General features: G+C 68.4%; 21 protein-coding genes and 1 tRNA gene. 12 read left to right on the forward strand and 10 right to left on the reverse strand.

Features of this window, described 5'->3' with window-relative positions; genetic code table 11:
• Positions 1-14: 14 nt before the first annotated feature.
• Positions 15-1,043, forward strand: coding sequence for a family 2 encapsulin nanocompartment cargo protein polyprenyl transferase (locus BLV57_RS30715; RefSeq protein ID WP_091294707.1), 1,029 nt, complete (start codon positions 15-17; stop codon positions 1,041-1,043).
• Positions 1,033-1,968: a 4-hydroxy-3-methylbut-2-enyl diphosphate reductase gene (ispH, locus tag BLV57_RS30720; RefSeq protein ID WP_091294708.1), complete on the forward strand. Its 936-nt coding sequence runs from the start codon at positions 1,033-1,035 to the stop codon at positions 1,966-1,968. The genes BLV57_RS30715 and ispH overlap by 11 nt, the downstream gene beginning before the upstream one ends.
• Positions 1,969-1,993: 25 nt before the next feature.
• Here ispH and BLV57_RS30725 read toward each other — a convergent pair whose 3' ends face one another.
• On the reverse strand, positions 1,994-3,046 hold the full coding sequence (locus BLV57_RS30725; protein ID WP_091294710.1) for a chitinase: 1,053 nt from the start codon (positions 3,044-3,046) through the stop codon (positions 1,994-1,996).
• A gap of 634 nt (positions 3,047-3,680) precedes the next feature.
• Positions 3,681-4,802 (reverse strand): CapA family protein, encoded by a 1,122-nt coding sequence (locus tag BLV57_RS30730; protein WP_091294711.1) that lies wholly within the window; start codon positions 4,800-4,802, stop codon positions 3,681-3,683.
• 113 nt (positions 4,803-4,915) lie between these two features.
• Between BLV57_RS30730 and BLV57_RS30735 the strand changes: the two genes are divergently transcribed.
• Together BLV57_RS30735 and BLV57_RS30740 are read left to right on the forward strand one after the other, a co-directional pair.
• Positions 4,916-5,911: a P1 family peptidase gene (locus BLV57_RS30735; RefSeq protein ID WP_091294713.1), complete on the forward strand. Its 996-nt coding sequence runs from the start codon at positions 4,916-4,918 to the stop codon at positions 5,909-5,911.
• Positions 5,912-5,976: 65 nt separating this feature from the next.
• Positions 5,977-6,047 (forward strand) — tRNA-Cys (locus tag BLV57_RS30740).
• A 45-nt stretch (positions 6,048-6,092) separates the two neighbouring features.
• On the opposite strand, the gene BLV57_RS30745 is transcribed toward BLV57_RS30740, so the two are convergent.
• The gene (locus tag BLV57_RS30745) at positions 6,093-6,971 is read right to left on the reverse strand and encodes an SMP-30/gluconolactonase/LRE family protein (RefSeq protein ID WP_091294714.1); all 879 of its coding nucleotides are present in this window, start codon (positions 6,969-6,971) and stop codon (positions 6,093-6,095) included.
• Between the two features lie 318 nt (positions 6,972-7,289).
• Between BLV57_RS30745 and BLV57_RS30750 the strand changes: the two genes are divergently transcribed.
• The 6 genes from BLV57_RS30750 to BLV57_RS30775 all read left to right on the forward strand — a co-directional run bounded on the left by BLV57_RS30750 (position 7,290) and on the right by BLV57_RS30775 (position 13,509).
• Positions 7,290-8,264 carry a substrate-binding domain-containing protein gene (locus tag BLV57_RS30750; RefSeq protein WP_091294716.1) on the forward strand — a complete coding sequence of 325 codons (975 nt, stop codon included), beginning with the start codon at positions 7,290-7,292 and terminating at the stop codon, positions 8,262-8,264.
• A 75-nt stretch (positions 8,265-8,339) separates the two neighbouring features.
• Entirely contained in the window at positions 8,340-9,863 is a 1,524-nt protein-coding gene (locus BLV57_RS30755; protein WP_091294718.1) for a sugar ABC transporter ATP-binding protein, read from the forward strand.
• Complete coding sequence (locus tag BLV57_RS30760) at positions 9,860-10,900, forward strand: ABC transporter permease (protein ID WP_091294719.1); 1,041 nt, start codon at positions 9,860-9,862, stop codon at positions 10,898-10,900. Before BLV57_RS30755 ends, BLV57_RS30760 begins: the two co-directional genes overlap by 4 nt.
• 2 nt (positions 10,901-10,902) lie before the next feature.
• Positions 10,903-11,622 carry a FadR/GntR family transcriptional regulator gene (locus BLV57_RS30765; RefSeq protein ID WP_091294721.1) on the forward strand — a complete coding sequence of 240 codons (720 nt, stop codon included), beginning with the start codon at positions 10,903-10,905 and terminating at the stop codon, positions 11,620-11,622.
• Between the two features lie 111 nt (positions 11,623-11,733).
• A complete protein-coding gene (locus BLV57_RS30770) occupies positions 11,734-12,846 on the forward strand; it encodes a glycoside hydrolase family 88 protein (RefSeq protein ID WP_091294722.1) in 1,113 nt (370 codons plus the stop codon).
• Positions 12,847-12,855: 9 nt separating this feature from the next.
• Positions 12,856-13,509 (forward strand): HAD family hydrolase, encoded by a 654-nt coding sequence (locus BLV57_RS30775; RefSeq protein WP_091294724.1) that lies wholly within the window; start codon positions 12,856-12,858, stop codon positions 13,507-13,509.
• Between the two features lie 236 nt (positions 13,510-13,745).
• Here the strand turns inward: BLV57_RS30775 and BLV57_RS30780 are convergent, their stop codons facing one another.
• The 5 genes from BLV57_RS30780 to BLV57_RS30800 all read right to left on the reverse strand — a co-directional run bounded on the left by BLV57_RS30780 (position 13,746) and on the right by BLV57_RS30800 (position 17,983).
• Entirely contained in the window at positions 13,746-14,141 is a 396-nt protein-coding gene (locus tag BLV57_RS30780) for a RidA family protein (RefSeq protein WP_091294726.1), read from the reverse strand.
• A gap of 10 nt (positions 14,142-14,151) precedes the next feature.
• Positions 14,152-15,474 carry a DNA polymerase IV gene (locus BLV57_RS30785; protein WP_091294727.1) on the reverse strand — a complete coding sequence of 441 codons (1,323 nt, stop codon included), beginning with the start codon at positions 15,472-15,474 and terminating at the stop codon, positions 14,152-14,154.
• Positions 15,475-15,769: 295 nt separating this feature from the next.
• A complete protein-coding gene (locus BLV57_RS30790; RefSeq protein WP_091295114.1) occupies positions 15,770-16,402 on the reverse strand; it encodes a 4'-phosphopantetheinyl transferase family protein in 633 nt (210 codons plus the stop codon).
• Positions 16,402-17,241, reverse strand: coding sequence for a metallophosphoesterase family protein (locus BLV57_RS30795; RefSeq protein ID WP_091294728.1), 840 nt, complete (start codon positions 17,239-17,241; stop codon positions 16,402-16,404). Before BLV57_RS30795 ends, BLV57_RS30790 begins: the two co-directional genes overlap by 1 nt.
• Positions 17,210-17,983 (reverse strand): thioesterase II family protein, encoded by a 774-nt coding sequence (locus BLV57_RS30800; protein ID WP_091294730.1) that lies wholly within the window; start codon positions 17,981-17,983, stop codon positions 17,210-17,212. Before BLV57_RS30800 ends, BLV57_RS30795 begins: the two co-directional genes overlap by 32 nt.
• 205 nt (positions 17,984-18,188) lie before the next feature.
• Between BLV57_RS30800 and BLV57_RS30805 the strand changes: the two genes are divergently transcribed.
• Positions 18,189-19,772 (forward strand): MFS transporter, encoded by a 1,584-nt coding sequence (locus BLV57_RS30805; RefSeq protein WP_218134904.1) that lies wholly within the window; start codon positions 18,189-18,191, stop codon positions 19,770-19,772.
• Between the two features lie 148 nt (positions 19,773-19,920).
• Positions 19,921-20,190: a PqqD family peptide modification chaperone gene (locus tag BLV57_RS30810; RefSeq protein WP_091294733.1), complete on the forward strand. Its 270-nt coding sequence runs from the start codon at positions 19,921-19,923 to the stop codon at positions 20,188-20,190.
• Positions 20,191-20,194: 4 nt separating this feature from the next.
• Here BLV57_RS30810 and BLV57_RS30815 read toward each other — a convergent pair whose 3' ends face one another.
• Complete coding sequence (locus BLV57_RS30815) at positions 20,195-21,055, reverse strand: helix-turn-helix domain-containing protein (protein ID WP_091294734.1); 861 nt, start codon at positions 21,053-21,055, stop codon at positions 20,195-20,197.
• Positions 21,056-22,078: 1,023 nt separating this feature from the next.
• Complete coding sequence (locus BLV57_RS30820) at positions 22,079-24,928, reverse strand: AAA family ATPase (RefSeq protein WP_091294736.1); 2,850 nt, start codon at positions 24,926-24,928, stop codon at positions 22,079-22,081.
• Between the last annotated feature and the right edge of the window lie 501 nt (positions 24,929-25,429).

Consider the following 25,429-nt stretch of genomic DNA (forward strand, 5'->3'; position numbering starts at 1 on the left):
AGGGGAAAACCGCGATGACCACGATTGACGTGCGCACGCAGTCCAGGTCGGCACCCCAGGTGCTCGCCTGGGCGCGGAGCCTGGTGGAACCGGCGCTGCGCGAAGCCGTCGACCGGCTGCCGGAGTCGATGCGGCACATCTCCGGCTACCACTTCGGCTGGTGGGATTCGGCAGGCAAGGCCGATCGCGGCGACAGCGGCAAGGCCATCCGGCCGTCGCTGGTGCTGCTGGCGGCGGAGGCGATCGGCGGCGACCCGGCCGCGGCCGTGCCGACGGCGGTCGCGGTGGAGCTGGTGCACAACTTCTCGCTGCTGCACGACGACGTGATGGACGGCGACCTGACCCGGCGCCACCGTCCGACGGCGTGGAGCGTGTTCGGCACCGGGCCCGCGATACTGGCGGGCGACGCGATGATGGTCCAGGCCTTCGACGTGATCGCGGCAGGCGGGCATCCGACGGCAGCCAGGACCACGCGGATGCTGAGCACGGCGGTGCTGCAGCTGCTGGAAGGGCAGGCCTCCGACCTCGCGTTCGAGGATCGGGCGGACGTCGCGGTGAGCGAATGCGTGACGATGGCCGAAGGCAAGACCGGGGCGTTGCTCGGCGCGGCGTGCGCGCTGGGCGCGCTGGTCGGCGGCGGCAGCGACGAGCAGATCGACCACCTGGGCGGCTTCGGGCGGGATCTGGGGCTGGCGTTCCAGCACATCGACGACCTGCTCGGCATCTGGGGCGACCCGGCGGTCACCGGGAAGCCGGTCTACTCGGATCTGCAGAACCGCAAGAAGTCGCTGCCGGTGGTGGCCGCGCTCGGCGCGTCGGACGAGCTCGGTGCGTTGTACCACCGCGAAAAGCCGCTCTCGCCCGAGGAGCTGGAGCGGGCCGCGGAGCTGGTCGAGCGCGCGGGCGGCCGCGCGTGGAGCCAGGCGCAGGCGGCCGAACTGCTGGAGCGGGCGCTGTCCAGGCTCGCTTCGGCACGGCCCGCGCCCCGGCCGTCGGCGGAACTGACCGTATTGGCGAACATGGTGACAAGACGTGACCACTGACGGGTTGCGGGTGCTGCTGGCGGGCCCGCGGTCGTTCTGTGCGGGGGTGGAGCGCGCGATCGACATCGTCGACCGCGCGCTCGCCCAGCGCGGCGGCCCGATCCATGTCCGCAAACAGATCGTCCACAACACCCATGTTGTGGCGGAGCTCGAAACGCGCGGCGCGGTCTTCGTCGACGAACTCGACGAGGTGCCGGACGGCGCGACGGTGGTCTTCTCCGCGCACGGCGTTTCACCCGCCGTGCGGGAGGAGGCCACTCTCCGCGGTCTGTCCGTGATCGACGCGACCTGCCCGCTGGTGACCAAGGTGCACGCCGAGGCCCGCCGGTTCGCGGCGCGCGGTGACACCGTGCTGTTCATCGGGCACGCGGGTCACGAGGAGGTCGACGGCACGCTCGGCGAAGCGCCGTCGTCGATGATCCTGGTCGAGGACGCCGCCGCGGCGGCCACGGTCGAGGTGCCGGACCCCGAGCGGGTCTCGTACCTGATGCAGACGACACTCTCGGCCGACGAGGCGTCCGAGGTGGTTTCCGTGCTGGAGAAGCGTTTTCCCGCGCTGCGCGGGCCCGGTTCGGACGACATCTGTTACGCCACCACGAATCGGCAGGAAGCGGTGAAAGCGGTCGCGGCCGAGTCGGACCTGCTGCTGGTGGTCGGCTCGGCGAACTCGTCGAACTCCGTGCGGCTGGTGGAAATCGCTTCGAAGTGCGGGGTTCCTGCTTACTTGATCGAGGACGCTTCGCTGATCCGGCCCGAGTGGCTCGAGGGTGTTCGGGTCGTCGGCCTCACGGCGGGTGCCTCCGCTCCCCCGCATCTGGTCGACGAGGTGGTCGCGGCTCTGGCGCCGGTTTCGGTGGAAGAACGTGTGGTGGCGCGGGAAACCATCCAGTTCACGCTCCCCCTGGCGGTGCGTGGCCCGGGATAAAGCGGGCTTTATCCCGGGCTCACCTCTAGCGGCCCTGCAACGACTTCACGTTGTTGCCGAACGTCCAGTTCTTCGAACCGTCCCAGTTGATCGACCAGTCCATCAGGCCCTTCAGGCTGGTACCGAAGCTCTTCCATGCCTGCGACACCAGCGAGGTCGACATGTACCCGCCGCCGGCGCCGGGCTGCGCGGGCAGGCCGGGAACCTGCTTGTCGAACGGAACCTTGATCGTCGTGCCCTGGATGACGAGGCCCTTGTTGAGACAGTTCGTCTGCGCGACGAAGCCCTGCACGGTCCCGGCCTGGTAGGAATCGCCGGAGCAGCCGTACATGCTGCCGTTGTAGTACTGCATGTTCAGCCACCACAGCCTGCCGTTGTCGGCGTACTTCTTCACGATCGGCAGGTACGCGCCCCAGATCGAGCCGTAGACCACGCTGCCGCCGGTGACGTACGCCGTCTCGGGCGCCATGGTGAGGCCGAAGTTCGACGGCATCTTCGACAGCACGCCGTCGATGATGCGGATGAGGTTCGACTGCGACGGCGAAAGCGAGTTGATGTTGCCGGTACCGACGAGGCCGGTCTCGATGTCGATGTCGATCCCGTCGAAGTTGTACTTCTTGAGGATCGGCACGATCGTCGCGACGAACTTGTCCGCCACGGCCGTGGAACTCAGGTCGATCCCGGCCGCGGCGCCGCCGATGGACATCAGGATCGTCGCGCCCGCGTCCTTCGCCGCGCACATCTCGGTGGGCGTGGCGACCTTGACGGTCGCGTCCATCCCGTCTTCCCACAGCACGGTCCCGTCCGAGCGGATGACCGGGAACGCCGCGTTGATGACGTTGTACCCGTGCGCGGCGATCCGGCTGTCGGTGATGGGAATCCAGCCGAGCGGCGGGTGCACGCCGTTGGACGCGCCGTCCCAGTTCTCCCAATACCCTTGCAGCACCTTGCCCGACGGCCTCGACTTGACCGCGCAGACATCCGCCTGGACTGACGCGGTCGCCGGGTGCCCGCTCAGCGGGACGGCGAGCACGGCCGCCAGCGCGATACCGAGTAAGCGTGATTTCCGACTGAACATACCTGCTCCGATCCTGGAACAAAGGCGTCGTTTCGCCCAAGGTAGGCGCGGCCCAGTCCAGGAACAACCGACGTTCGGATGGTCTAGACCAAGCACTCGTCTAGACCAATACCCCGCCCATGACCTGGGTCGTGAGTGGTACGGGCCGGTTAGAACCGGCCGTACCACTCACGACCCCGACGCGCCTGGCCCGGGATAAAGCGGGCTTTATCCCGCTGGCCAACCCCACCCGCGTACCCAGAGGCCAAGGGGTCGTGCGCGTTGCGGGCGGTTATTGAGGGGAAGGGCAAATGTGGCGTGCCCGATGCGGCTGGGTGAGGGCCTTCCTCACCCGGTTGCAGGTGGTCAGGGCCTCCCTCACCCGATATTTCGGGTGAGGGAGGCCCTGACTCGGTGGGTTCGGGTGAGGGAGGCCCTGACCCAAGCCCACCGACTGCGAGGCGGGTCCCTCGGGGGTCGTGAGTGTTTAGGCCGGTTAGAACCGGCCGTACCACTCACGACCCCCGACGCGCCTGGGCCGGGATAAAGCGGGCTTTATCCCGCTGGCCAACCCCACCCGCGTACCCAGAGGCCAAGGGGTCGTGCGCGTTGCGGGCGGTTAGAACCGCCCGCAACGCGCACGAGCCCTTGACCCCTAGGCGCCGGGGCGGGTGAGGCCTGCTTTGGCGCCGCCTCGGGAGAGGACGACCTCGTCGGTGTCCTTCAGGGCCTGCTTGGCCCGGTCGTCGGGCTTGCCTGAAGTCAGGTCGGTGAGGCGCAGGGGCGGACCCAGGCGCAGGAGCGTCGGGATGTACTCGGCCTTGTCGACGGTCCAGCCGTCCGCGGCCTTGCGGAAGGTGAAGCGCGCGGCCACGCCTTCCTCGGTCGAGCCGCGTGGTTCGGAGTGGCGGGCGACGTGGTTGCCGAGGCCGTAGGCGACCCACTTGCCGCCGACCTGCTCGATGGGCTGGACGACGTGGGCGTGGTGGCCGATGATCAGCGAGATCGAGTCCTCGGCCAGCAGTTTCTTGGCCAGCTGGCGCTGCTCGTCGGTGACTTCGTGCTGGTACTCGACGCCCCAGTGCAGGCTGACCAGCACCACTTCCGCCCCGGCCGCGCGGGCGGCCTTGGCCGCGGCGATGATGCGGGCCGCGTCGATCTGGTTGGCGAGCCAGGGTTTGCCTTCGGGGATCTTGATGCCGTTGAAGCCGAAGGCGTAGGAGATCTGGGCGACCTTGACGCCGTGCACGTCCATGATCAGCGGCTTGGCAGCCTCGGTCGCGGACCGCGCGGAGCCGGTGTGCTTGATGCCGGACTCGTCGAGCTTGTCGAGGGTGCGCTTGATGCCGTCGGCGCCCTGGTCGAGGGTGTGATTCGACGCCGTCGAGCAGGTGTCGTAGCCGGTGTCCTTGAGCGCGTCGGCGACCTCCGGCGGCGCGCTGAAGGACGGGTAACCGCTGTACGGGCCACCCTTTTCGGCGAGCGGGGTTTCGAGGTGGCAGATCGCCAGGTCCGCTTTTTCGACCACCGGCTTCACACCGGCGAACAACGGGCGATAGTCGAACTCGCCGTCCTTCGCGTCCTCGCGGGCCTGGTCGGTGAGAGCCGGGTGGATGAGCACGTCACCGGTCGCCACCACGGAAAACGTGCCTTCGGGCGCCTTCGCGACCGGCTGCGGCGCCGAGGGCGGAGGCGCCGGCGGAGTGGTGGTCGCGGAACACGCGCCCACGAGCGTCAGCGCGGCGAGCACGGTCAGAGGCTTCGCGAAATTCGACATCGAGGCCCATAGTGCCTTACGCAGCGTTGGCACACACTTAGCCCGTCCGTGAACGCCACTAGGCCACCTGTGTCCAAATGGTCGCTTTGCGTACACGGCACTACGATCAAGCCATGACCGCGGGACGCCTGAATTCCCTCACCGACGTGCCCGGAATCCAGGTCGGGAACGTCACCCGGATCGGGGACGGGGCGTTGACCGGCACCACGGTGATCGTGCCGCCACCCGGCTCGGTCGCGGGCGTCGACATCCGCGGCGGCGCGCCGAGCACCCGCGAGACGGCCGCGCTCGACCCGCGCAACGGCGCGCACTCCCCCTCCGCGTTCGTGCTCACCGGCGGGAGCTCGTACGGGCTGTCCGCCGCGCACGGCGTCTGCGACGTGCTGGGCGGGCTGGTGCCCGCCGCCGCGTTGTTCGATCTCGGCCGCGGCGGCGACTTCCACGCGCGCCCCGACGCGGCGACCGGCGTCGCGGCCCTGCGCGCGGCCGACGGCTACGCGGTGTCGGAGGGCAACGCCGGCGCGGGCACCGGCGCGCTCACCGCCGAGATGAAGGGCGGGCTCGGCTCGGCCAGCACCGTGCTGCCGGACGGCACGGTCATCGCCGCGCTGCTCGCGATGAACGCCGTCGGCTCGACGATCGGCCCGGACGGCCTGCCCTACGCACTGAGGTTCGGCGAAACGAGCCGCGTGCGCGACGGGAAGATCGTCGACTGGCAGGAATTCGTCCTGTCCACACCGGACACCGACACCGTCCACACGGCACACGAACTACTCGCGAAGACCGTTCGCGCACGCACGACGCGCAAACCGATGAACACCGTCATCGGAGTCGTCGCGACCGACGCGCTCCTCACCCCCGTCGAGTGCCATCAGCTCGCCCGCCGCGCGCAAGACGGCCTGGCGCTGGGGATCCAGCCCTCGCACTGCCTCGGCGACGGCGACACGATGTTCGCCACCGCGACCGGGAAGACGACAGCGGACGTCGGCATGCTGCTCGAAGCGGCGAGCGTGGTCGTCGCCCGCGCGATCGTCCACGCGGTATTGGCGGCCGACTCCGTTACCACGGGCTGGGGCCACATCGCGTCCTACCGCGAGCTTTATCTCTGATCCCATTCTGTGGAATCCTTTGCGGCGACGCGTGATCCACGGTTACCTGGAGGAGTACCAAGCACGGTGGAGTGGCCGAGAGGCGAGGCGAAGGTCTGCAAAACCTTTCACACGGGTTCGAATCCCGTCTCTACCTCGACAGTATGAAGGCCTCGTCGGCAGACGAGGCCTTCATCCGTTGTCAGCGTGGGAGTTCGCCCGCGAAAGCGACCGTCGGCGGACCGGAAACCCCGGGCTCGCAAGCGAAAACCTGACCCGCGTACGGCTCGTCGAGACCATGCGTCCGCGCGGTGGTGATGAACAACGTCCCGCCGCCCGGCCCGCCGAACGTGCAGCAGGTCGTGCGCGCGACAGGCACGTTCACGACCATGTCGACCTCACCCGACGGCGTGTAGCGGCGCACCTGGCTTCCATCCCAGAAAGCCACCCAGACACAGCCTTCATCGTCGACCGTCAGGCCATCCGGCACCGGCGGCGGGCCATCCAGCTTGGTCACCTGCCGCGGGTTCGTCGGGGTGCCGGTCGCGACGTCGTAGTCGTAGACCTCGAAGGAGCAGATCGGGCTGTCGACGTAGTACATCAGCGTCCCGTCGGGGCTCCAGCCGATGCCGTTCGAGACGCCGATGCCGCTGCGGAACGAGGTCACCTTCCCGTCCAGGTCGACCCGGTACAGGCTGCCTGCCGCCGCCTCACGCTCGTGCGTGCTGCCCGCCCAGAACCGGCCTGCCGGGTCACATTTCGCGTCGTTCATCCGCGTGCCGGGCACCGCCGAGCCGACCTCGGCCAGCGCGGTCACCGTGCCGTCGCGGTCGATGGCGGTGAATCCCGGCCCGGCCGCGGCCAGCCAGCCGCCGCCCGCGCGCGGCACGACCGCGCCGACCGAGCCGCCGACTCCGATCGTCGTGGTGTGCGTCAGCGTGCCCGCTTCGAAGGTGCCCAGATGCAGTTCGCCCGCCGGGATGTCGATCCAGGACAACTCCCCGCGCCCGGCGTCCCAGCCGGGGCCCTCACCCAGTGCGCACGCCGGTCCGCCCAGTAACTCCGCTGTCAGCTCTCGCATGCGCTCACCCTAGTGGTCTTGTCGACAACCGAACTCAAGTCAACAAGAACACCCACGTCAGCAAACGCCCAGCACAATGCCTATGCCTGTCCATAAATACGACAATTGTCAACGCGCACGGTGACGATCAGTGACGAAAAGTGCATGTCGATCAGTTAACCGGCTGGCAGCAGGCTCTTGACTCCGCCGCGAAGACTGTTTTGTAATACGAGACACACGGCGTTCACCCGCCCGCAACACTCATCCCCGGTCCCATGGGAGCACTTGATGTCCACATACCCGCACAGGCTGCGTGCCTGGAGCGCTGTTGGTTGTTGTTTGATTGCCGGTGCGGTTCTCGCTGGTTGTTCCTCCGGCAAGGAGACCGCGGCCCCCGCGCAGAACGCGCCGAAGGACGGCAAGATCACGCTGTTCTACCTGCAGAAGCAGGGTGACCAGCAGTACTTCGTCGAGCAGGCGGAGGGTGCCAAGGCCAAGGCCAAGGAACTGGGCGTCGTACTGAACGTGGTCAACCTCGGCCAGGACGCCAACAAGGCGATCAACGAACTCGACGCCGCGGTCGCGCAGGGCGCCAACGGCATCGCGATCGTGGTGCCGGACCAGGCCATCGGCCCGCAGGTGATCGACGCGGCCAAGGCCAAGGGCATCCCGCTGGTCGCCTCCGACGACGTGATCAAGGACAACGCGGGCGCGAAGGCCCCGTTCGTCGGCTTCAACGGCTCCGCGATGGGCACCGAGGTGGGCAAGGAGGCCGCGAAGCTGTTCAAGGCGGCGGGCTGGGCGGCGGCCGACACCAAGATCATCAGTGCCTACAAGCAGGACCTGACCGTCTGCACCGACCGCGTCAAGGCCGCCAAGGAGGCCTTCGCCAAGGACGCGGGCGCCGACGTTTCGGTCGTCGAGGTCGGCACGGACAACACCCCGGTCGACGCGCAGAACCGCACCGGCGCGGTGATCGGATCCAACCCGAACGTCAAGCACTGGGTCGTCTGGGGCTGCAACGACGAGAACGAGACCGGCGCGGTCACCGCGCTGGCGAACGCGGGCGTCAAGGCGGCCGACACCATCGGCGTCGGCCTCGGCGCGTACCTGACCTGCAAGGACTGGGCGGCTGGCAAGGACACCGGCAACAAGGCCGCGCTGTTCATCTCCGGCGCCGAGGTCGGCAAGACCGCGGTCCAGGTGCTCTTCGACAAGATCAAGAACTCGAAGGAGCTCCCGGCGGAGACGATCGCCAAGACCCAGATCGTCAACAAGGACAACTTCAAGACCGCGGGCGTCAACTGCACCTGATCGACCCGCCCGGCGCCGTTCCCGCGACGGCGCCGGGCTTCTTGTCCGCCGTGAACGACCCCAAGGAAGACAAGCATGTCCGCACCACCGCCTGTCGCGCTGCGCGCGGAGGGCATCAGCAAACGCTTCGCCGCGGTGGCGGCGCTCAGTGACGTCAGCCTCGACTTCCGGCCCGGCGAGGTGCTCGCGCTGATGGGCGAGAACGGCGCGGGCAAGTCGACGCTGCTGCGTGTGCTCTCCGGCGACCACGCCCCCACCGAAGGCCACCTCGAGATCAACGGCGAGCGCGTCGCCTTCGACACCCCGCGCGCCGCGATGGCCGCCGGTGTCCGGGTGATCTACCAGGAGCCCGAGATCATCCCGCACGTTTCGGTGGCGGAGAACGTCTTCGTCGGCGAACTGCCCGCGCGCGGGCGGGTGTTCAACCGCCGCGCGCTCACGCAGGCTACCGAGGAAGCGTTGGAGCGCTACGGTTTCGCCGGCGTGCTCGACCCGGCGACGCTCGGCAGCAAGCTCTCGCCCGCGCAGCGCCAGCTGGTCGAAATCCTGCGTGTGCTCGTCGCCGTCACGCCGCCGAAGGTCATCGCCTTCGACGAACCGACCTCGTCGCTGTCCGAGCACGAGGTCGAAGCGCTGTTCCGGCTGATCCGCAGGCTGCGCGACGACGGCGTCGCGGTGGTCTACGTGTCGCACCGGATGAACGAGATCTTCCAGCTCGCCGACCGGATCGCGGTGCTGCGCGACGGCAGGCTAATCGGCGCGCGCGAGGCGTCCGCGACCGACGAGAACGAGCTGATCCGCATGATGATCGGCCGTGACCTCTCGGAACTCGTGCGCCGCTCGGGCTCCGACACCGGCGACGTGATGCTCAAACTGTCCAATGTGTCCACCGACGACGTCCAGGACATCTCGTTCGAGGTGCGCACCGGCGAGGTCGTCTGCCTGGCCGGGCTGGTCGGCGCGGGCCGGTCCGAGCTCGCGAAGGCGATCGTCGGCGACTACCCGGTCCGCTCCGGCACCGTCGAACTCGACGGGAAACCGTTGCGTGCCAAGAATCCCGGCGACGCGGTCAAGGCGGGCATCGGGTTCGCGCCCGAGGAGCGCAAGGCCGACGCGCTGCTGATGCAACGGTCCGTCCGCGACAACGTGAGCATCGCCGTGCTGGACCGGATCCGCCGCTTCCGGGTGGTGAAACGGGCCAAAGAACGGGCGCTGGTGGACGAATACGTGCGCGAGCTGCGTGTGCGGACGCCGTCGATGGAGCAGGAGGTCCGCAAGCTCTCCGGCGGCAACCAGCAGAAGACCGTGCTCGCGCGCTGGCTCGCGCGGCACCCGAAGCTGCTCATCCTCGACGAGCCGACGCGCGGCGTCGACGTCGGCGCCAAGGCCGAGATCTACCGGATCATCGACGGGCTCGCCCGCGACGGCATGGCGCTGCTGGTCATCTCCTCCGACCTGCCCGAGGTGCTCGGGCTCGCCGACCGCATCGTGGTGATGCGCGGCGGCCGCGTCGCGGGCGAGATCGCCAGGTCCGAAGCCACCGAAGAAGCCGTACTCACCCTCGCCATCCCGGCCACCGAAGCAGAGGTGACCCCATGACCGCGCCCACCCGCCAGGAGAACCCCATGTCCGCCGAACCCGCCGAAGCCACGGCCAGGATCTCGCCGATCCGCCGCGTGCTCACCGGCATGGGCGTGCAGAACAGCAGCCTGATCCTCACCCTCATCGCGCTGGTCGTGCTGCTGAGCTTCCTCAACGAGAACTTCCTGCGCACCAACAACCTGCTGCTCATCGGCAGCGCGATCACCATCATGGGCCTGCTCTCGCTGGTGCAGACGCTGGTGATCATCCTCGGCGCGCTGGACATCTCGGTCGGCTCGATGGCCGGGCTCGCGTCGGTCGTCTCGGCGATGGTCTACACCTCGACCGGCAGCTCCGGCGCGGGGATACTCGCCGCGGTCGTCATCGGCCTGTTGTGCGGCCTGGTCAACGGCATGATCATCATCTTCGGCCGGGTCAACCCGGTGGTCGCCACGCTCGGCACGCTCGCCACCTACAAGGGCATCGCGCAGGTCGTCTCGGACGGCAAGGCGCAGGGCTACACCGGCGCGGACGACCTGTTCATCTTCCTCGCCAAGGGCTCGGTGCTCGGCCTGCCGACGCTGGTGTGGGTGTTCTTCATCGTCGCGGCGATCCTGCACTTCCTGCTGCGCTACACCGACATCGGCCGCAACATCTTCGCCATCGGCGGCAACGACACCGCCGCGCGGCTGGCCGGCATCAACATCAACCGCTACATCATCGGCGTCTACGCGCTCGTCGGCATGGTCGCGGCGATCGCGGGCCTGCTGATCACCGCGCGGACCGGGTCCGGCCAGCCGACCTCGGGCTCGGAAGGCCTCGAACTGCAGGCCGTCACCGCGGCCGCGCTCGGCGGCACGATGCTCAAGGGCGGCAAGGGTTCCATCGTCAGCACCGTGCTCGCGGTGTTCATCGTCGGCGTGCTCGACAACGGCATGTCCGGCCTCGGCATCAACCAGTTCTGGCAGAACGTCGCGCACGGCCTGCTGCTGGTCGCCGCGGTGGTGCTGCAGCAGCTGCGCAGCGGGGAACGCCGCGTCGGCCTGCCTGCGTGAGCATGCCCGCGCCCTCAGGCGGCGAGAGCAGGGCCGGTGGCCGCAACCTGCACGCCCGCATCGTCGACGAGCTGGGCAGGCTGATCGTCACCGGGACACTCGGCGACGATCAGCCACTGGTGCCCGAGGACATCGGGCGCCGGTTCGGCGCTTCCCGGACGGTGGTCCGGGAAGCGCTGCGGGTGCTGGAATCCAAGGGCATGGTCACCGCGCGGCCCCGGGTCGGCACCTGGACGCTGCCCCCAGATGACTGGGACGCCATCGATCCCGACGTGATCGCCTGGCGCATGCATGGGCCGAACGGCGGTCATCAATTACGCGAATTGCTCGAACTGCGGCTCACGATCGAACCGCAGGCGGCACGACTGGCCGCCCAGCACCGGCGTCCGGACGAACTGTCCAAAATGGCCGCGGCGTACGAGCGAATGGCCGACGCGGTGGACCGGGAGGACCACGAATCGTTCAAAACGGCCGATTGCGAGTTCCACGCGGCGCTCATCCGCGCTTCCGGCAACGCGCTCATCGCGCAATTGCAGGTCCCGGTGGTCGCCGCGCTGAACGCGCGCGGTGAGCTGCTCGACGCGCCTGGCGACCTGTCGGTTTCCACGCTGGTGCTGCATTCACGCGTGCTGACCATGGTGCTCGCGAAGAACGCCGACGGCGCTGAAACCGCTTCCCGGCGACTGCTCGAGTCGATGGCCCCGACGCCGGATCTGGCTTGACATATCGGTTTCGGGCATCAAACTCACCGCTCAGCGGTCCATTGACACGGTAGGTGGTTCAGACCATAGTCGGCTTTCGACCGCCGCCATGGAAACGCACAGGAGACGGAAATGTCCGTTCGTATCCGCGCGCTCGCGTTAGCTCTCGCGGCCGCGTTGACCGGTGGCCTGGCCACCTCTGCCCCGGCGCAAGCCGACCCGGTGCCCGCCGACCTGTGCGACGTCGCACAGAAAATGGTCTCGGCCGGCGACTACTGGGTGAACAACGGGACGAACCTGGCGTCGAACGGCTGGGAGAACGCCACCTTCCATGTCGGCAACCTCGCGCTCGTGCGCACCACCGGGGTCTCCAACCACAAGACGCTGCCGTGGGCGAAGGCCAACAACTACCTGCTGCAGACCGACGCGAAGAAGCCGTTCTTCCCCGACTTCGAAGCGGCGGGCGAGGCGTACCTCGACCTGTTCACCTACTTCCACCCGGACGCGCCGATCATCGCCGACCTGCGCAAGCGGGTCGCGGACGAGGTCGCGAGCGTGCAGCAGGGGCACACCAAGTACTGGAACTACGTCGACGGGCTGAACATGGCGATGCCGTCGTTCGCCAGGCTCGGCGTGCTGGACAACAGCCCCGCCACCCTCGACGCGATGCAGACCCTGTTCCACTACACGGAAAAGGGCGTCAACGGCCGCGGCCTGTTCAGCGAGGCGACCGGCCTGTGGTGGCGCGACGGCGGCTACATCGGCTCCAACACCTTCTGGTCGCGTGGCAACGGCTGGGCGATCTCGGCACTGTCCAAGGTGCTGCAGGTGCTGCCCGCGAACGACCCACGCCGCCCGGAGTACCTGCGGGTGTTCAAGAAGATGGCGGCCACGCTCAAGGCGGTGCAGCGCTCGGACGGGTTCTGGAACTCGAGCCTGCTCAACCCGTACCAGTACGGCGGCCCGGAGAGCAGCGGCACGGCGTTCTTCACCTACGGCATCGCGTACGGCATCAACGCCGGGATCCTCGACGCGGCGACCTACAAGCCGGTCGTCGACAAGGGCTGGACCGCGTTGAGCACCAAGGCACTGCAGGCCAATGGCAAGCTCGGCTACGTCCAGCCGGTCGGCTCCAAGCCGGGCCCGGCCAAGCCGGACGGCACCGCGGCGTACGGCGTCGGCGCGTTCCTCCTCGCGGGCCAGCAGGTCGCGAAGCTGACGCCGGGGTGCGCGCCGCCTGCGTAAGGTGAGGGCGTGATCCAGGCGCTGATCTTCGACTTCGATGGCCTGCTGGTCGACACCGAGACCGCGGTGCTGGCCAGCTGGCGGGAGACCTTCGCCGAATTCGGTCTCGAGCTGCCGATGGACGTGTGGCACACGGTCATCGGCACGCACCGGACCGCGCAGGTCATGTTCGACCTGCTGGAAGACCACGCGGGCCCGCTCGACCGGCTCGCGTACCGCGCCAGGTCCCGGGCCCGGGTGCTCGCCATGCTGGAATCGGAGGGCACCCGGCCAGGGGTCTCGGCCTACCTCGACGACGCGGCGACGCTCGGGCTCCGGCTCGGCGTCGCCTCGAGTTCGTCGGCCGAATGGGTCGAGGGCCATCTCGCCAGGCTCGGCCTGCGTGAGCGGTTCGACACGGTGGTCACCGGTGACCGGTTTCCCGCCAAGCCCCGGCCAGACCTCTACCTCGCGGCGCTGGCGGCGGTGCGTGCGGACGCCGCCGACGCGGTCGCGTTCGAGGACTCGCCGAACGGCGTGACCGCCGCGAAGGCCGCGGACCTGCTCTGTGTCGCCGTCCCGAACCCGATCACCGCGTCGCTCAGCTTCGACCACGCCGATCTCGTGCTGCCGTCGTTCACGGACAAGTCGCTCGGCGAGGTCCTGCAAACCCTGGGGTCGTGAGCGTTTTCGCCGGTTAGAACCGGCCGGAACACTCACGACCCCCTACGCGGCGCTGTGCTCGCCGCGGGACCCGCACGACAAGGGATCGGGCGCGTCAACTGGGCTGGACGTGACAAGGGCGGCCCTTGTCACCTCTAGCGTGACAAAGGCCCCCCTTGTTCCCTGCCAACCTTCGCCCATTGGCCTGCACCTCGGGGGTCGTGAGTGTTGCGGCCGGTTAGAACCGGCCGCGCCACTCACGACGGCAGGGCGACGACGGCGTCGACCTCGAACACGATCGACGGGTAGGCGAACCCGGAGACCTCGATCAGCGTGGCGGCCGCCGGGCGCGCTCGCTCGCCCAGCACTTCGGCGCGGATTTCGCGCATGCGCGGGAGTTTGCTCGCGTCGGTGAGGTACCAGCCGAACTTGACGACGTCGGACCAGGTCGCGCCGAGTTCGGTGATCACGCGCCCGAGGTTCTCCAGCGCGAGCCGGACCTGAGCGTCGAACCCTTCGGCGGCCTTGCCCTCGGCGTCGACGCCGATCTGCCCGGTGACGAACGCGAGCCGCCCGGTGGTCGTCACCGCGTGCGCGAGGCCGGGGGTCGCCTTGACCTCGGGGACTTCGGTCAAACGGTCGGTGATGGGCACGACGATCTCCTCACTCCGTTGGGGACCCTCGGACTTTAAGACAGTCGGTGGCCTCACCTCGCCGAAGTTCGGGATCTTCGGCAAGAAACGTGCGAGCCGGGCCCGGCCCGGAATGCCGGGTCTCGAACCGGACGGTCACCCGGCCCTGACCGGCGCCCTGCACCCAGCCGGTGCCCAACTCCGCGTGGACGACGTCGTCGCCCGCGCGCCACTCCGAACGTGCTGCTTGGACGGGAGTGGCTTTGGGTGTTTCCACGACCGGTGGCGCGGGCACGGCGACCGTGAACAGCGGATCCTGGTGTGGCTCGGAAAGCCCGCTGAAGCCGACACCGGCGAGCCGCACCCCGCCGAACTCGGCCGGGTCGATGAGCAGCCGCTCGGCCATCGCGGTCAGCTGATCGGCGTCGTCGGTCGGGAAGGTCGTCGTCTCCGAGCGGGTCACCGTGCTCATGTCGGTGTGCCGCAGCTTGATCACGACCGTGCGCGCGACCCGGCCGGACCGGACGAGCCGCGCGTGCGCGCCCTGGGCGATCCGCCGGATCTCAGCACGCAGCCTGGGCAGGTCGATGATGTCGACGTCGAACGTCGTCTCGGCGCTGACCTGCTTGGCCTCCCCGCGCTCGGCGACCGGCCGGTCGTCGACGCCCGACGCGAGCAGCCGCAGATCCCGGCCGACGCTGCCGAACAATGCCTTGGCCTCCTTCTCGGTCAGCGCGGCGAGCTGGCCGAGGGTGAGGATGTCCATCCGCTTGAGCTTCGCCTCGGCGACCGGCCCGATCCCCCACATGGCGCGCACCGGCAGGTCGGCGAGGAACTCGCGCTCGGTGCCGTGCGGGACGACGACCAGCCCGTCCGGCTTCGCCCGGTCGGACCCGATCTTGGCGACCTGCTTGCCCGCGCCCGCGCCGACCGACGCGGTCAGCCCGGTCTCGGTGCGGATCCTGGCCCGCAGGCGTTCCACGAACTTGTGGACCTCTTCGGCGGAGGCATTGATCAGCTCGGGTGGCTCGGCGAACGCCTCGTCGAGCGAGATCCGTTCCAGCACCGGCGCGTACTCGCCGACGATGCCGAACACCTCCCGGCTGAGCTGCTCGTACAGCTTGAACCGCGGCGGCAGGATGACCCCGCCCGCCGGCAGCAGCCTGCGCGCCTGCGACATCGGCATGGCCGAATGGATGCCATGCGGCCTCGCCTGATAGCTGGCCCCGGCGACCACCCCGCGCGGCCCGGTGCCCCCGACCACCACCGCCCTGGTCGCCAGCGTCGGCCTGGTCAGCTGCTCGGCCGCCGCGAAAAAGGCGTCGAGGTCCAGGTGCACGACCCATCGGCTCACCGGCCCATCGTGACACAGGGGTCCGACAAAACCCCGAAAGCCACTTTCGTCAGATGGCACCTGCCGAAAGTGGCTTTCGGGGTTCCACGAGCCCCAGGCCCCGAAAGTGGCTTTGGGGTGCTCAGGCCCGGCCACGCGAAACCCGAGTTTGGGCCATCCACTGGCCCAAACTCGGGTTTCGCGAAGATCGACTTCCCCGACATGGCCGTTCAGGCCGGAACGAAACCCCGAAAGCCACTTTCGTCAGATGGCACCTGCCGAAAGTGGCTTTCGGGGTTCGGCGAGCTTGGGGTGTTCAGGCCGCCAGGGTGATGGCGGTGACCAGGAGGCCGTCGGCGGCCAGCCAGTTTCCGCGCAGGACCGGGGAGGACGGGATCAGCAGGTGAGCGGCGAACTCGCCCGAGCGGTCCGCGGTGATCAGGGCGTCTTCGAACTCCAGGCGGGTGCCGGTCAGCGGATACCAGGTCTTGTAGACCGACTCCTTCATGCTGAACAGCAGCCGGTCCCAGCGGACCAAGGGGTCCGTCAGCAGCGAACGCCGGATCCAGGCCCGTTCTTCCGGCAGCGCGATGGTCTCCAGCACGCCGTCCGGGAGCGGGCCGTTGGGTTCGGCGTCCAGCCCGAGAGCGGCCACCTCGGCGGTCCGCGCCAGCGCCACCGCGCGGTAGCCGGCGCAGTGCGTGATGCTGCCGACGATCGAGGCGGGCCAGCGCGGCGCGCCGTGCAAGCCGGGGAGCACCGGGGCCGCGGGGACGCCGAGTTCGGCGAAGGCCTGGCGGGCGCACCAGCGAGCGGTCGTGAACTCGCGGCGGCGCTTGTCGACCGACTTCTCGATCAGCTCAGCCTCCTCCGGGAAGAGTTCGACGTCGGCCGGGTCGTCGAAGGACTCGCACCAGACCACCGGGGACGGGAGCAGCTTGCCGAGCATCACGCGCGCACCTCCGGAAGAATCACCCGCGGATCCGTGCCGGGGTGCCACGACCGGCGCCACTCACGCGGATAGCCGACCGAGACCTCCTCGAACCGGACGCCGTCGTGCCAGCTCGTGCGCGGGATGTGCAGGTGCCCGTAGACCGCGATCTGGCAGCGGAACCGCTTGTGCCAGTCGGCGGTGCGGGAAGTTCCACACCATTGGGCGAATTCCGGGAAGTGCAGGATGTCCGTCGGGTCGCGCAGCAGCGGGTAGTGGTTGACGAGGATCGTGCCCAGCTCCGGATCGCAGGCGGCGAGCCGCGCTTCGGTCTCCTCGAGCCGCGCGTGACACCAGGCCTCGCGCGTCGGGTACGGATCGGGGTGCAGGAAGAACTCGTCCGTGCAGACGACGCCCTTCTCCTCGGCCTGCGCGAGTGCCTGCGCCTTGGTCCGCGCCGTCGGCGTGCGCCAGCTGTAGTCATAGAGAAGGAACAGCGGCGCGATGAGCAGCGGGCCGCCAGGGCCTTCCCACGTTTGATAAGGGTCTTCCGGCGTCAGCACGCCCAGGTTCTTGCAGATGTCCACGAGGTGCCGATAACGCTCCTCGCCACGCAACTGGACCGCGTCCTGTTTCGGTGTCCACAGCTCGTGGTTGCCCGGCACCCAGATGACCCGCGCGAAGTTGCGGCTCAGCGTCTCCAGAGCCCAGGTGATCTCTTCGACGATCTCGCCGACGTCGCCGGCGACGATCAGCCAGTCCTCGTCGGTCTTGGGCCGGATCCGTTCGACGATCGCGCGGTTGTCCTCGTACGCGACGTGCAGATCACTGATGGCCAGCAGGTTCCGCCGCACCATCGGTCACCTCCCATAGGGTCGTGGTGATGGTGTCCAGCACGGCCTCGGTGTGGAAGTCGAGGTAGAAGTGCCCGCCGTAGAACACCTTCAGCTCGAACTCCGACTCGGTGTGCTCGCCCCACACCCCCGCCTCGTCCAGGGTGACCTGCGGGTCGTCGTCCCCGGTCATCGCGACGATCGGGCAGTGCAGCCGCGGGCCCGCCTGATAGCGGTACGTCTCGGCCGCTTTGTAGTCGGCGCGGACCGCGGGCAGGATCATCCGCAGGATCTCGTCGTCGAGCATCGCCGCGGTCGCGCCGCTCATCGCCTTCAGGCTGGCGATGATGGCGTCGTCGTCGGCCTGCCACACGTTCTCGTCGCGGAACGTCGACGGCGCGCGGCGCCCCGACGCGAACAGCACGACCGGCGTGACGCCCGCCTTCTCCAGCCGGATCGCCACCTCGAACGCGATCGTCGCGCCCAGGCTGTGCCCGAACAGCGCGATCGGCCGGTCGGTGCGCTCCAGCAACTCGGGCGTGATGGCGTCCGCGAGGTCGCCGACATCGTCGAGGCACGGCTCCGTGCGGCGGTCCTGCCTGCCGGGGTACTGGACGCCCAGCACCTCGACGGACGGGGTCAGCGCCGCCGACAGCCCGTAGTAATAGGTGGCCGCCCCGCCCGCGTGCGGGAAGCAGACCAGCCGGGTGTGCGGATCGGGCGCGCTGTGGAAGTTCCGGATCCAGGCGCTGTTTTCGCTGCTCATGCGGCGCACTCCAGCCAGGAGATGGGGAGAAGGAAGACCCTTTTCATTCAAGCGACGGCCCGCCAGGTACCGCCAGAGGATCAGACCCCTAAAGGAGCGCCCGCACCCGCGCTTCGACCCCTACCCGGCCCGGCCTACCCCTCAATACGTGTGTATTACACAGCTGTCATAGACAACAGTTCTACACAGTTGTATGGTTCTTGGCATGACTACTACAGAAGCCAAGGCCGGACGCAAGGAGTGGATCGGGCTCGCCGTGCTGATCCTGCCTGTGCTCCTGGTCGCCATGGACATCACCGTTCTCTACTTCGCCGTCCCCTCGATCTCCGCCGACCTCAAGCCGAGCGGCACCCAGCAGCTGTGGATGATGGACGTCTACGGCTTCGTGCTGGCAGGCCTGCTCATCACGATGGGCGGCCTGGGAGACCGGATCGGCCGCCGCAGGCTCCTCATCATCGGCACGGTGCTCTTCGGAGCCGCCTCCGTCGCCTGCGCCTTCTCCACGAGCCCCGAAATGCTGATCGCCTCGCGTGCGCTGCAGGGCATCGGCGGCGCCACCCTCATGCCCTCCACCCTGGGCCTGATCCGCAACATGTTCCACGACCCCAAGCAGCGCCGTAAGGCCGTCGCGGTCTGGTCGGTCGGCCTGTCCGCCGGCGCCGGTCTCGGTCCCGTCGTGTCCGGCCTGATGCTGTCCAGCTTCCACTGGGGTTCGATCTTCCTCGTCAACATCCCGATCATGGTCCTGCTGCTGGTGCTCGCCCCGGTCCTGATCCCCGAGTACCGCTCCCCCAACCTGGGCAAGTTCGACCTGCTGGGTGGCGCGCTGTCGCTGACCGCCGTGCTGTCCATCATCTGGGGCCTCAAGGAAATCGCCGTCCACCACACCTACGCCGTCCCCGGCGCCGTCATCGCCGCCGGCCTGATCCTCGGCACCTTCTTCATCCGCCGCCAGGCCACCCACTCCGACCCGATGATCGACCTGACCCTGTTCCGCAACCGCGGCTTCGGCCCGTCCATCACCTGCAACCTGGTCTGCTTCTTCGGCATGATCGGCTTCGGCATCTTCTCCACCCAGTACCTGATGGAGGTACTGCGGATGAAGCCGCTGGAGGCCGCGTTGTGGACGCTCGCCGCCCCGGTGATCGTCAGCTTCGTCGCCCCGATCGCCGCGATCGTGGCACAGAAGACCCGTCCCGCCTACATCATCGCCGCCGGTTTCACCGTCGCCGCCAGCGGTTTCCTGCTCATCACCCAGGTGACGACCGAGCACAACATCCCGCTCGTCATCACCGCGATCGTGCTCAGCGGTGTCGGCATCGCGGTGGTCCTCTCGATCGTGACCGACATGGTCGTGGCGACCGCTCCGGCCGAGCGTGCCGGTGGCGTCTCGGCGCTGCTGCAGACCGCACAGGAACTCGGTGGCGCGCTGGGCATCGCGGTGCTCGGCTCGATCGGCGCCGGCTTCTTCGGCCCCGCCATGGACAAGACGATCCCCGCCGGCCTGCCGGAAGGCACGCTGGAGGCGGCTCGCCAGACCCTCGGTGGTGCCCACGACGTCGCGCTGAAGCTGCCGCAGGCACAGGGCGACAACCTGTTCCGCGTCGCTCAGGAAGCCTTCGTCACGGCGATGCACCCGGCCGCCATCACCGCAGCGGTGGTCGTGCTCTCCGCCGCCGTCGCCGCGCTGATCTTCCTGCGCCACATCAAGAACACCCCCGAGGTCAGCGCCGAAGACGCCTACTCGGTGGAGAACACCACGGAGACCAAGGACTTGGTCACCGCGTAAGCCGGGCCGTACGGGGCGGGTGACCTAGCAGTCGACCCCCAGGCCCGCCCCGTACGACCCACCCGGAGCTTCGGCCACCGCGGGAACACCCTGCGGTGGCCGAAGTTCGTTCACACCACGTTTTCCTTCCCCTCAAAGGAGAATCACGATGCCAGTCCGACCGGTTCCAGGAGTGAAGGTCACGGTCTCACAGAACGGCAGACTGCAGCTCTTCTCGACGCTGACCGAGAAGCGCTTCGAATGCAACGGGGTCGGCACCGCGATCTGGATCGCCTTGCGGCAGCACGACGGCAAGACCGGCGCCGCCGCCACCATGCTCGCCGACCTGTGGCGAACCGATCCCGACAACACGCTGGCGGACATCGAGATGTGGGTCGACGAGCTCACCGACGCCGGTCTGCTGCACACCGAGTCGTGACCGCTTATCCGGGTGCCAGCTCCCGCACCCGCCGCAGCAGCAGCCGCCGGGTCTCCGCCGGACCCAGTGCCCGCTCACGGCAGTTCTTGAAGGCACGCAGGCATTCCCGGGTCTCGTTCACCTCATCGAGGTAAACCCCGCCGCCGAAGACGGTCGACTGGTGGACCACATCGTCCACCCCGGGGCAGAACCGGAACACCGACAGCGCCCCGCCCAGCAGCGGATGCACCCCCAGCGTCAGCGGCACGACCCGCACGGTGATCCACGGCTTCCCGTCGATCACCCCCAGCACGTGCAGCAGTTGCCGCCGCAGCACGGCAGGCCCGCCGACCGGCCGCAGCAGCGCGGATTCCCCGATCAGGAAACTGATCCGGTTCTCCAGCTCCAGCACCCGCTGCCGATCCAGCCGGAACGTGATCCGGGCCTCCATCTCCGCCTCCACCGGCGCGTTGGTCCGGTAGATGGAGTCCGTCACCAGCGCCCGGATGTAGTCCGGGATCTGCAGCAGCCCCGGGATCAGCTGATCCGCGAAGCAGTAGATCTCGCTCGCGTCCTCTTCCAGATCCCCGAGCCTCCGGAACGTGCCGGACAGGATGTCCGAGTAGGTCTTCCTCGGCTGCCGTTTCCTCGCCTCCTCCCCGAGCGCGAGCATCTCGTCACGCTTGTCACCGCGCACCTTGAGAAAGTCCAGCAAGGCGTTGAGCTCCAAGGCTTTGAGCGTCCGCTCGCCCCGCTCGACCTTGCTGATCTGACTCGCGTCGCATTCGATGACCTCCGCCATCTCCCGCTGCTGCCGCTTCGCCTCGATACGCAGCCGCCGCAGCTCCGACCCGAGCTGACGCCGCCCGATAGGCCTTCGCATCATGTCGGCCTCCCTCCTCTGATTCACCCGATCGCGACCTCGCCAACTGGCCTAGGCCACTATATATTGAGTGCAGAATAGCAAAGCCGCCCCGAGGCAAGTTGAGAGTCCGGAAAGGACGTCCACAAAGGACAGTTAGGCCTGAAGGGAAGATTGGCTTGTATACAAGCGAAACCCAGGCGTGGGCCAAACTCAGGGGTTGCGCCCGCCCGGGTTCGCACATACGCCACTTTCGTTACGCTCGCAGTGACAAACGCCCCGTTCGTAACCTTGTGCGGCGAGGAACGGGCCGGGCGATCCGAGCGAGGGGAAGGTTTGCTCCGTTAGATGCAGCAGAACTTCCCCTCGCACCAACCAATCCCCGAGTCGTGAGTGTTGCGGCCGGTTAGAACCGGCCGCAACACTCACGACCCCCGCAGCGCTCGCGAAACCCGAGTTTTGGCCATTGAATGGCCAAAACTCGGGTTTCGCGTGCGTACAGCCGGGGTTTCGCGTTCGCAGGGCCGGGGTTGCGCCCGCCCGGGTCCGCACATACGCCACTTTCGTTACGCTCACGGTGACAAACGGCCCACCCGTAACCCTGCGCGGCGAGGATCGGGCGCGCTGAGCGGGGCAGGACGTTACAAGGGTGGCCCTTGTCACCTCTAGCGTGACAAGGGCCGCCCTTGTTTCCCGCTGATACCAGCGAAGGGGTTCCTAGCGGGACCTACTCCGGGCAGATCAGCGCGACCGCGTGCTGGGGTTGTGCGCGTTGCGGGCGGTTAGAACCGCCCGCAACGCGCACGAGCCCTTGTACCCCAACGCAATCTGAGCGAGGGGCACTCTGGGTGCTTGGTACGCACCGAGGGCGCCCCTCGCTTCAACCGCAAGCCCGCGACCGCCCACGCCACGCCGGGCCCGCCTAGCGCGCTGGGGGTCGTGAGTGTTCCGGCCGGTTAGAACCGGCCGGAACACTCACGACCCCCAGCGCGAACGAAAGCCGGGGCCTGGACGCGAGTCCAGACCCCGGCGCGAAAACGAACCTGATCAGTAGGTGTTGCTCATGTCCACGGCCGTGCCGTCGGCGTCGACCATCTCCGAGACGCCGTGGAGGGCCAAGCCGGCGGGCAGGTCCGCGCGGCTGTGCACGCTCAGCTTGCGGTACACACGAGTCAGGTGCTGCTCCACCGTGCTCACCGTGATGTACAGCCGCCGCCCGATCTCGCGGTTGGTGTGACCCAGTGCCGCGAGCAAGGCCACGCGGCGCTCGGCGTCCGAGAGAATCGGCGCGCCTGAGATTTCCGCTTGGGTGTCGGCTTCCTTGACGACCTCGCCCGCCGAACGCTCGCGGGGAAGCTGCTGCGGGGGCAGGGCTCCGGACTGGCAGGCCTTGGTCTCCTGGGCCGCGCGCCGGGCCATCATGCGGGCTCGGTCGAACTCGCCCATTTCCTGGTGGACCTGGCTCAGGTCGGCCAGTGCGCGGGAAAGCTCGAGGCGGTCGCCGGAGATCTGGAGGCATTCGATGGCCTGGCGCAGCAACGCGGGGCGCTGCGGGAGGTCGCTCGAGGCCGCCAGCACGCGCAGCGAGATGCCGCGGGTGCGGGAGTCGACCGGGCCCGAGCGCTCGAGTTGCTCGGCGACCAGTTCGCGGGCGACGGCTTTGCGGCCCAGCTGGAGGTTGGCTTCGGCGAGGTCGCTGCGCCAGGGGGCGAGGCCCGGTACGTCGAGGTCGCGTTCGCGCATCAGCTTGCCGCAGGTCTGGAAGTCGCTGATCGCCGCCAGCACCCGGTCGGCCGCCAAGTAATAGTGCCCGCGGGCACGCAGGTAGCGGAGGCCGAACAGGGTGGAGAACATCGCGTCCGGGACGATCTGCTTGAGGACCTCGGCGGCCGCGTCGAGCCTGCCCATCGCGGTGTTCGCGAGCAACAGCGTGGTGAGCGGGTAGCCGATGAGGACGCCCCAGCTCTGGGCCTGCAGCAGGTTGCGCGCGGTTTCGGCGTGCAGGACGGCGGTGGCGAGCTGCCCCCGGCGCAGCGCGATGTCCGCCCTGATGCTGCCGAGCATGGCCTGCCAGGTGGTGGCGCGCCTGCGGACGGCCTCGTCCATCAGGGCGTCGACCCACGACGCGGCCTTGCCCGCCTTGTTCACGTAGACGAGTGCCAAGACGGCTGTCGCCAATACTTCCAGCGAGGTGTCGCCGAGACGGCAGCTCTGCAGGATGTGCTCGGCGCTGGCCGTCGCGGCCTCGCGGGCGCGCTGGGTGTTGGAGTTGCTCATCCCGAGCGTGTTGGCCGCGCCGGACCACATGCCCTCCGGGACGGGCTGGGGCGGCGACGGGTCGTCGTCGACGTTGCGGAAGTGGGCGCACGGGAGCCCGTAGAACCATTGGTAGGCGACGCGGAGCTCGGCCGCCAGCTGGAGGTCCGCGACGCCGGTGGAGGTGTCGAGCACCTCCATTCCTTTGAGGACGGTCTCCTTGTCGCCCTGCCACAGGGAATTGCGGATCACCGTGACGGCGTCGCGGCGGGTCAGCTTGCCCTCGCGGGCGGCGACGCGCAGCGGCTCGAGGTAGTGGGAGGCGACCGACGGGTTGATCCGCCAGACCACCCTGGCGAGCGCCTTGGTGACTTCGACGCGCTCGCGCTCGTCGGTGCTGGCGTCGAGCGCGAGCTCGAGGCAGCGGACGGCGAGGCTCACGTCGTCGGCGACGACCGCCTGCTCGGCCGCGTCGCGCATGACCGCGATCGACCAGCTGCCGACGACCTTGTCCGCGGCGATGAAGTGGCGCGCGACCTCGGACGAGGCCGCGCCCTTCTGATAGAGGAGCCCGGCCGCGCTGATGTGCATGCGCGAGCGCTCGTCCGGCGAGAGGCTGTCCAGCACCGCGGCTTCGGCCACCGTGTGCCGGAACTTGCCGTCGCCGAGCAGTCCCGCCGCGGTGAGGATGTCGATCACCTGCATGACCGCTTCGGACTTGATGCCCATCAGCCGCCCGATCATCGCGGGCGTGCCCTCGGCGCCGAGCACGGCGAGACCGCGCGCGACATCGAGGAGCCGCGGCTCCCAGCGGTGCAGGCAGGCGAGGACGGAACGGCCGAACGCGACCCCGACCGCGGGCTCGCCCTCGGCGGACGGCGTGCTCGCGCGGTAGTCCTCGATGAGGGCGTTGACGAGCATCGGGTTGCCACCACTGACCTCGTGGTAGAACTTCGCGACCGCCGCGGCCTTGTCCGCGTCGGCGACCGCGGCGACGCGGTCGGCCACGCCCTGCTCGGTCAGCGGCTCCAGCCGGATGAGGTGGTGCTCCCGGCGGGTCACCTCCGCGCGGAACAGCGGGAGGGTGGGCTGCGGGCGCTCCCACTCGTTGAGAATCATCAGCACCCGCGATGAGTTCATCCGCCGCCGCAGGTACAGCAGCAGCTGCAGCGACGAGCTGTCCACGAACTGGACGTCGTCGATGCCGATCACCACCGGCCGCTCGCGCGAGAGTTCCAGCAACGCCGTGCAGATCTCGTGGACGACCTTGACGCCGGTGTGCTGGATGGTGGAGACGTCGGTGTTCGCGTCCCCCTCGGCGAGTGAATCGGCGGTGATGAGCTTGAGGACACGGTCCGCGACTTCGGTCGGGAGACCCGAGCTGTGGAAGAGCTGGTCGATCACGCCGGTCTGCAGGGCCCGTTCGGCCCGCGATCCGGTAGCGGTGAGTAACAACGCTCCGGAATCGATTGCGTAGCGTGAAAACTCATGCAATAGCTCGGTCTTGCCGGTGGCGAGGCCACCGCCGACCAACACGAGTTGGCCGTTCCCGTCGGCAGCCTCGGTGAGTAGACGCGTCAATACGTCCATTGCGTCGCGGTGTTCGGCGAACGCCATGCGGTCAACCCCCAAAAGGCCCATTATGCGCACTGGTGATTACCTACGCCGATGTCGACCTTCGCCTGACCCGGCCCTGTCCAGCCATAGCCGAGTTTAGCCCCATAAGAGTGAGGCCGTGAAGGTTTATGTTACCGACCGAGGGCGATTGGTGATCGATTTTTCGTGGTTCGGGTGGATGTGCACACCAGTAATACCTGGTGTGGTTGGACAGTTACCCGCCGACTATGCCAAGTGGGTGAATATCAACAGCGCCCCGCTCGCTGGGACGCGGGTTAATAAAACGTCGTCACACAACCCCGGCAAAGCTGGCGCCACCTGCGGCGAGGGGGTGGGCGACCGCTCACCCCTCCAGGGCGTGAATCTGTCCGGCAGCACGACAGGTTCGCGTCGCGCGCCGGGTACCGGACCTCTGGTCCAGACCAAGATACACATGCGTCCAGAAAGGACCCGACAGGGGAACTGATGACGTTTTGCTGTCAGTTCTCACGAAAGATCACCGAAACCGACATTAGGCAAACCGGG

It is taken from the genome of Amycolatopsis xylanica (assembly GCF_900107045.1).
Lineage (GTDB): Bacteria > Actinomycetota > Actinomycetes > Mycobacteriales > Pseudonocardiaceae > Amycolatopsis > Amycolatopsis xylanica.

Bases quoted from the DNA above. Each gene is read 5' to 3' on its own strand.
- BLV57_RS30715 (WP_091294707.1), top strand. From the start codon at position 15: ATGACCACGATTGACGTGCGCACGCAGTCCAGGTCGGCACCCCAGGTG.
- BLV57_RS30725 (WP_091294710.1), bottom strand. From the start codon at position 3,046: ATGTTCAGTCGGAAATCACGCTTACTCGGTATCGCGCTGGCGGCCGTG.
- BLV57_RS30730 (WP_091294711.1), bottom strand. From the start codon at position 4,802: ATGTCGAATTTCGCGAAGCCTCTGACCGTGCTCGCCGCGCTGACGCTC.
- BLV57_RS30735 (WP_091294713.1), top strand. From the start codon at position 4,916: ATGACCGCGGGACGCCTGAATTCCCTCACCGACGTGCCCGGAATCCAG.
- BLV57_RS30745 (WP_091294714.1), bottom strand. From the start codon at position 6,971: ATGCGAGAGCTGACAGCGGAGTTACTGGGCGGACCGGCGTGCGCACTG.
- BLV57_RS30755 (WP_091294718.1), top strand. From the start codon at position 8,340: ATGTCCGCACCACCGCCTGTCGCGCTGCGCGCGGAGGGCATCAGCAAA.
- BLV57_RS30760 (WP_091294719.1), top strand. From the start codon at position 9,860: ATGACCGCGCCCACCCGCCAGGAGAACCCCATGTCCGCCGAACCCGCC.
- BLV57_RS30765 (WP_091294721.1), top strand. From the start codon at position 10,903: ATGCCCGCGCCCTCAGGCGGCGAGAGCAGGGCCGGTGGCCGCAACCTG.
- BLV57_RS30770 (WP_091294722.1), top strand. From the start codon at position 11,734: ATGTCCGTTCGTATCCGCGCGCTCGCGTTAGCTCTCGCGGCCGCGTTG.
- BLV57_RS30790 (WP_091295114.1), bottom strand. From the start codon at position 16,402: ATGCTCGGCAAGCTGCTCCCGTCCCCGGTGGTCTGGTGCGAGTCCTTC.
- BLV57_RS30795 (WP_091294728.1), bottom strand. From the start codon at position 17,241: ATGGTGCGGCGGAACCTGCTGGCCATCAGTGATCTGCACGTCGCGTAC.
- BLV57_RS30800 (WP_091294730.1), bottom strand. From the start codon at position 17,983: ATGAGCAGCGAAAACAGCGCCTGGATCCGGAACTTCCACAGCGCGCCC.
- BLV57_RS30805 (WP_218134904.1), top strand. From the start codon at position 18,189: ATGACTACTACAGAAGCCAAGGCCGGACGCAAGGAGTGGATCGGGCTC.
- BLV57_RS30810 (WP_091294733.1), top strand. From the start codon at position 19,921: ATGCCAGTCCGACCGGTTCCAGGAGTGAAGGTCACGGTCTCACAGAAC.
- BLV57_RS30815 (WP_091294734.1), bottom strand. From the start codon at position 21,055: ATGATGCGAAGGCCTATCGGGCGGCGTCAGCTCGGGTCGGAGCTGCGG.
- BLV57_RS30820 (WP_091294736.1), bottom strand. From the start codon at position 24,928: ATGGGCCTTTTGGGGGTTGACCGCATGGCGTTCGCCGAACACCGCGAC.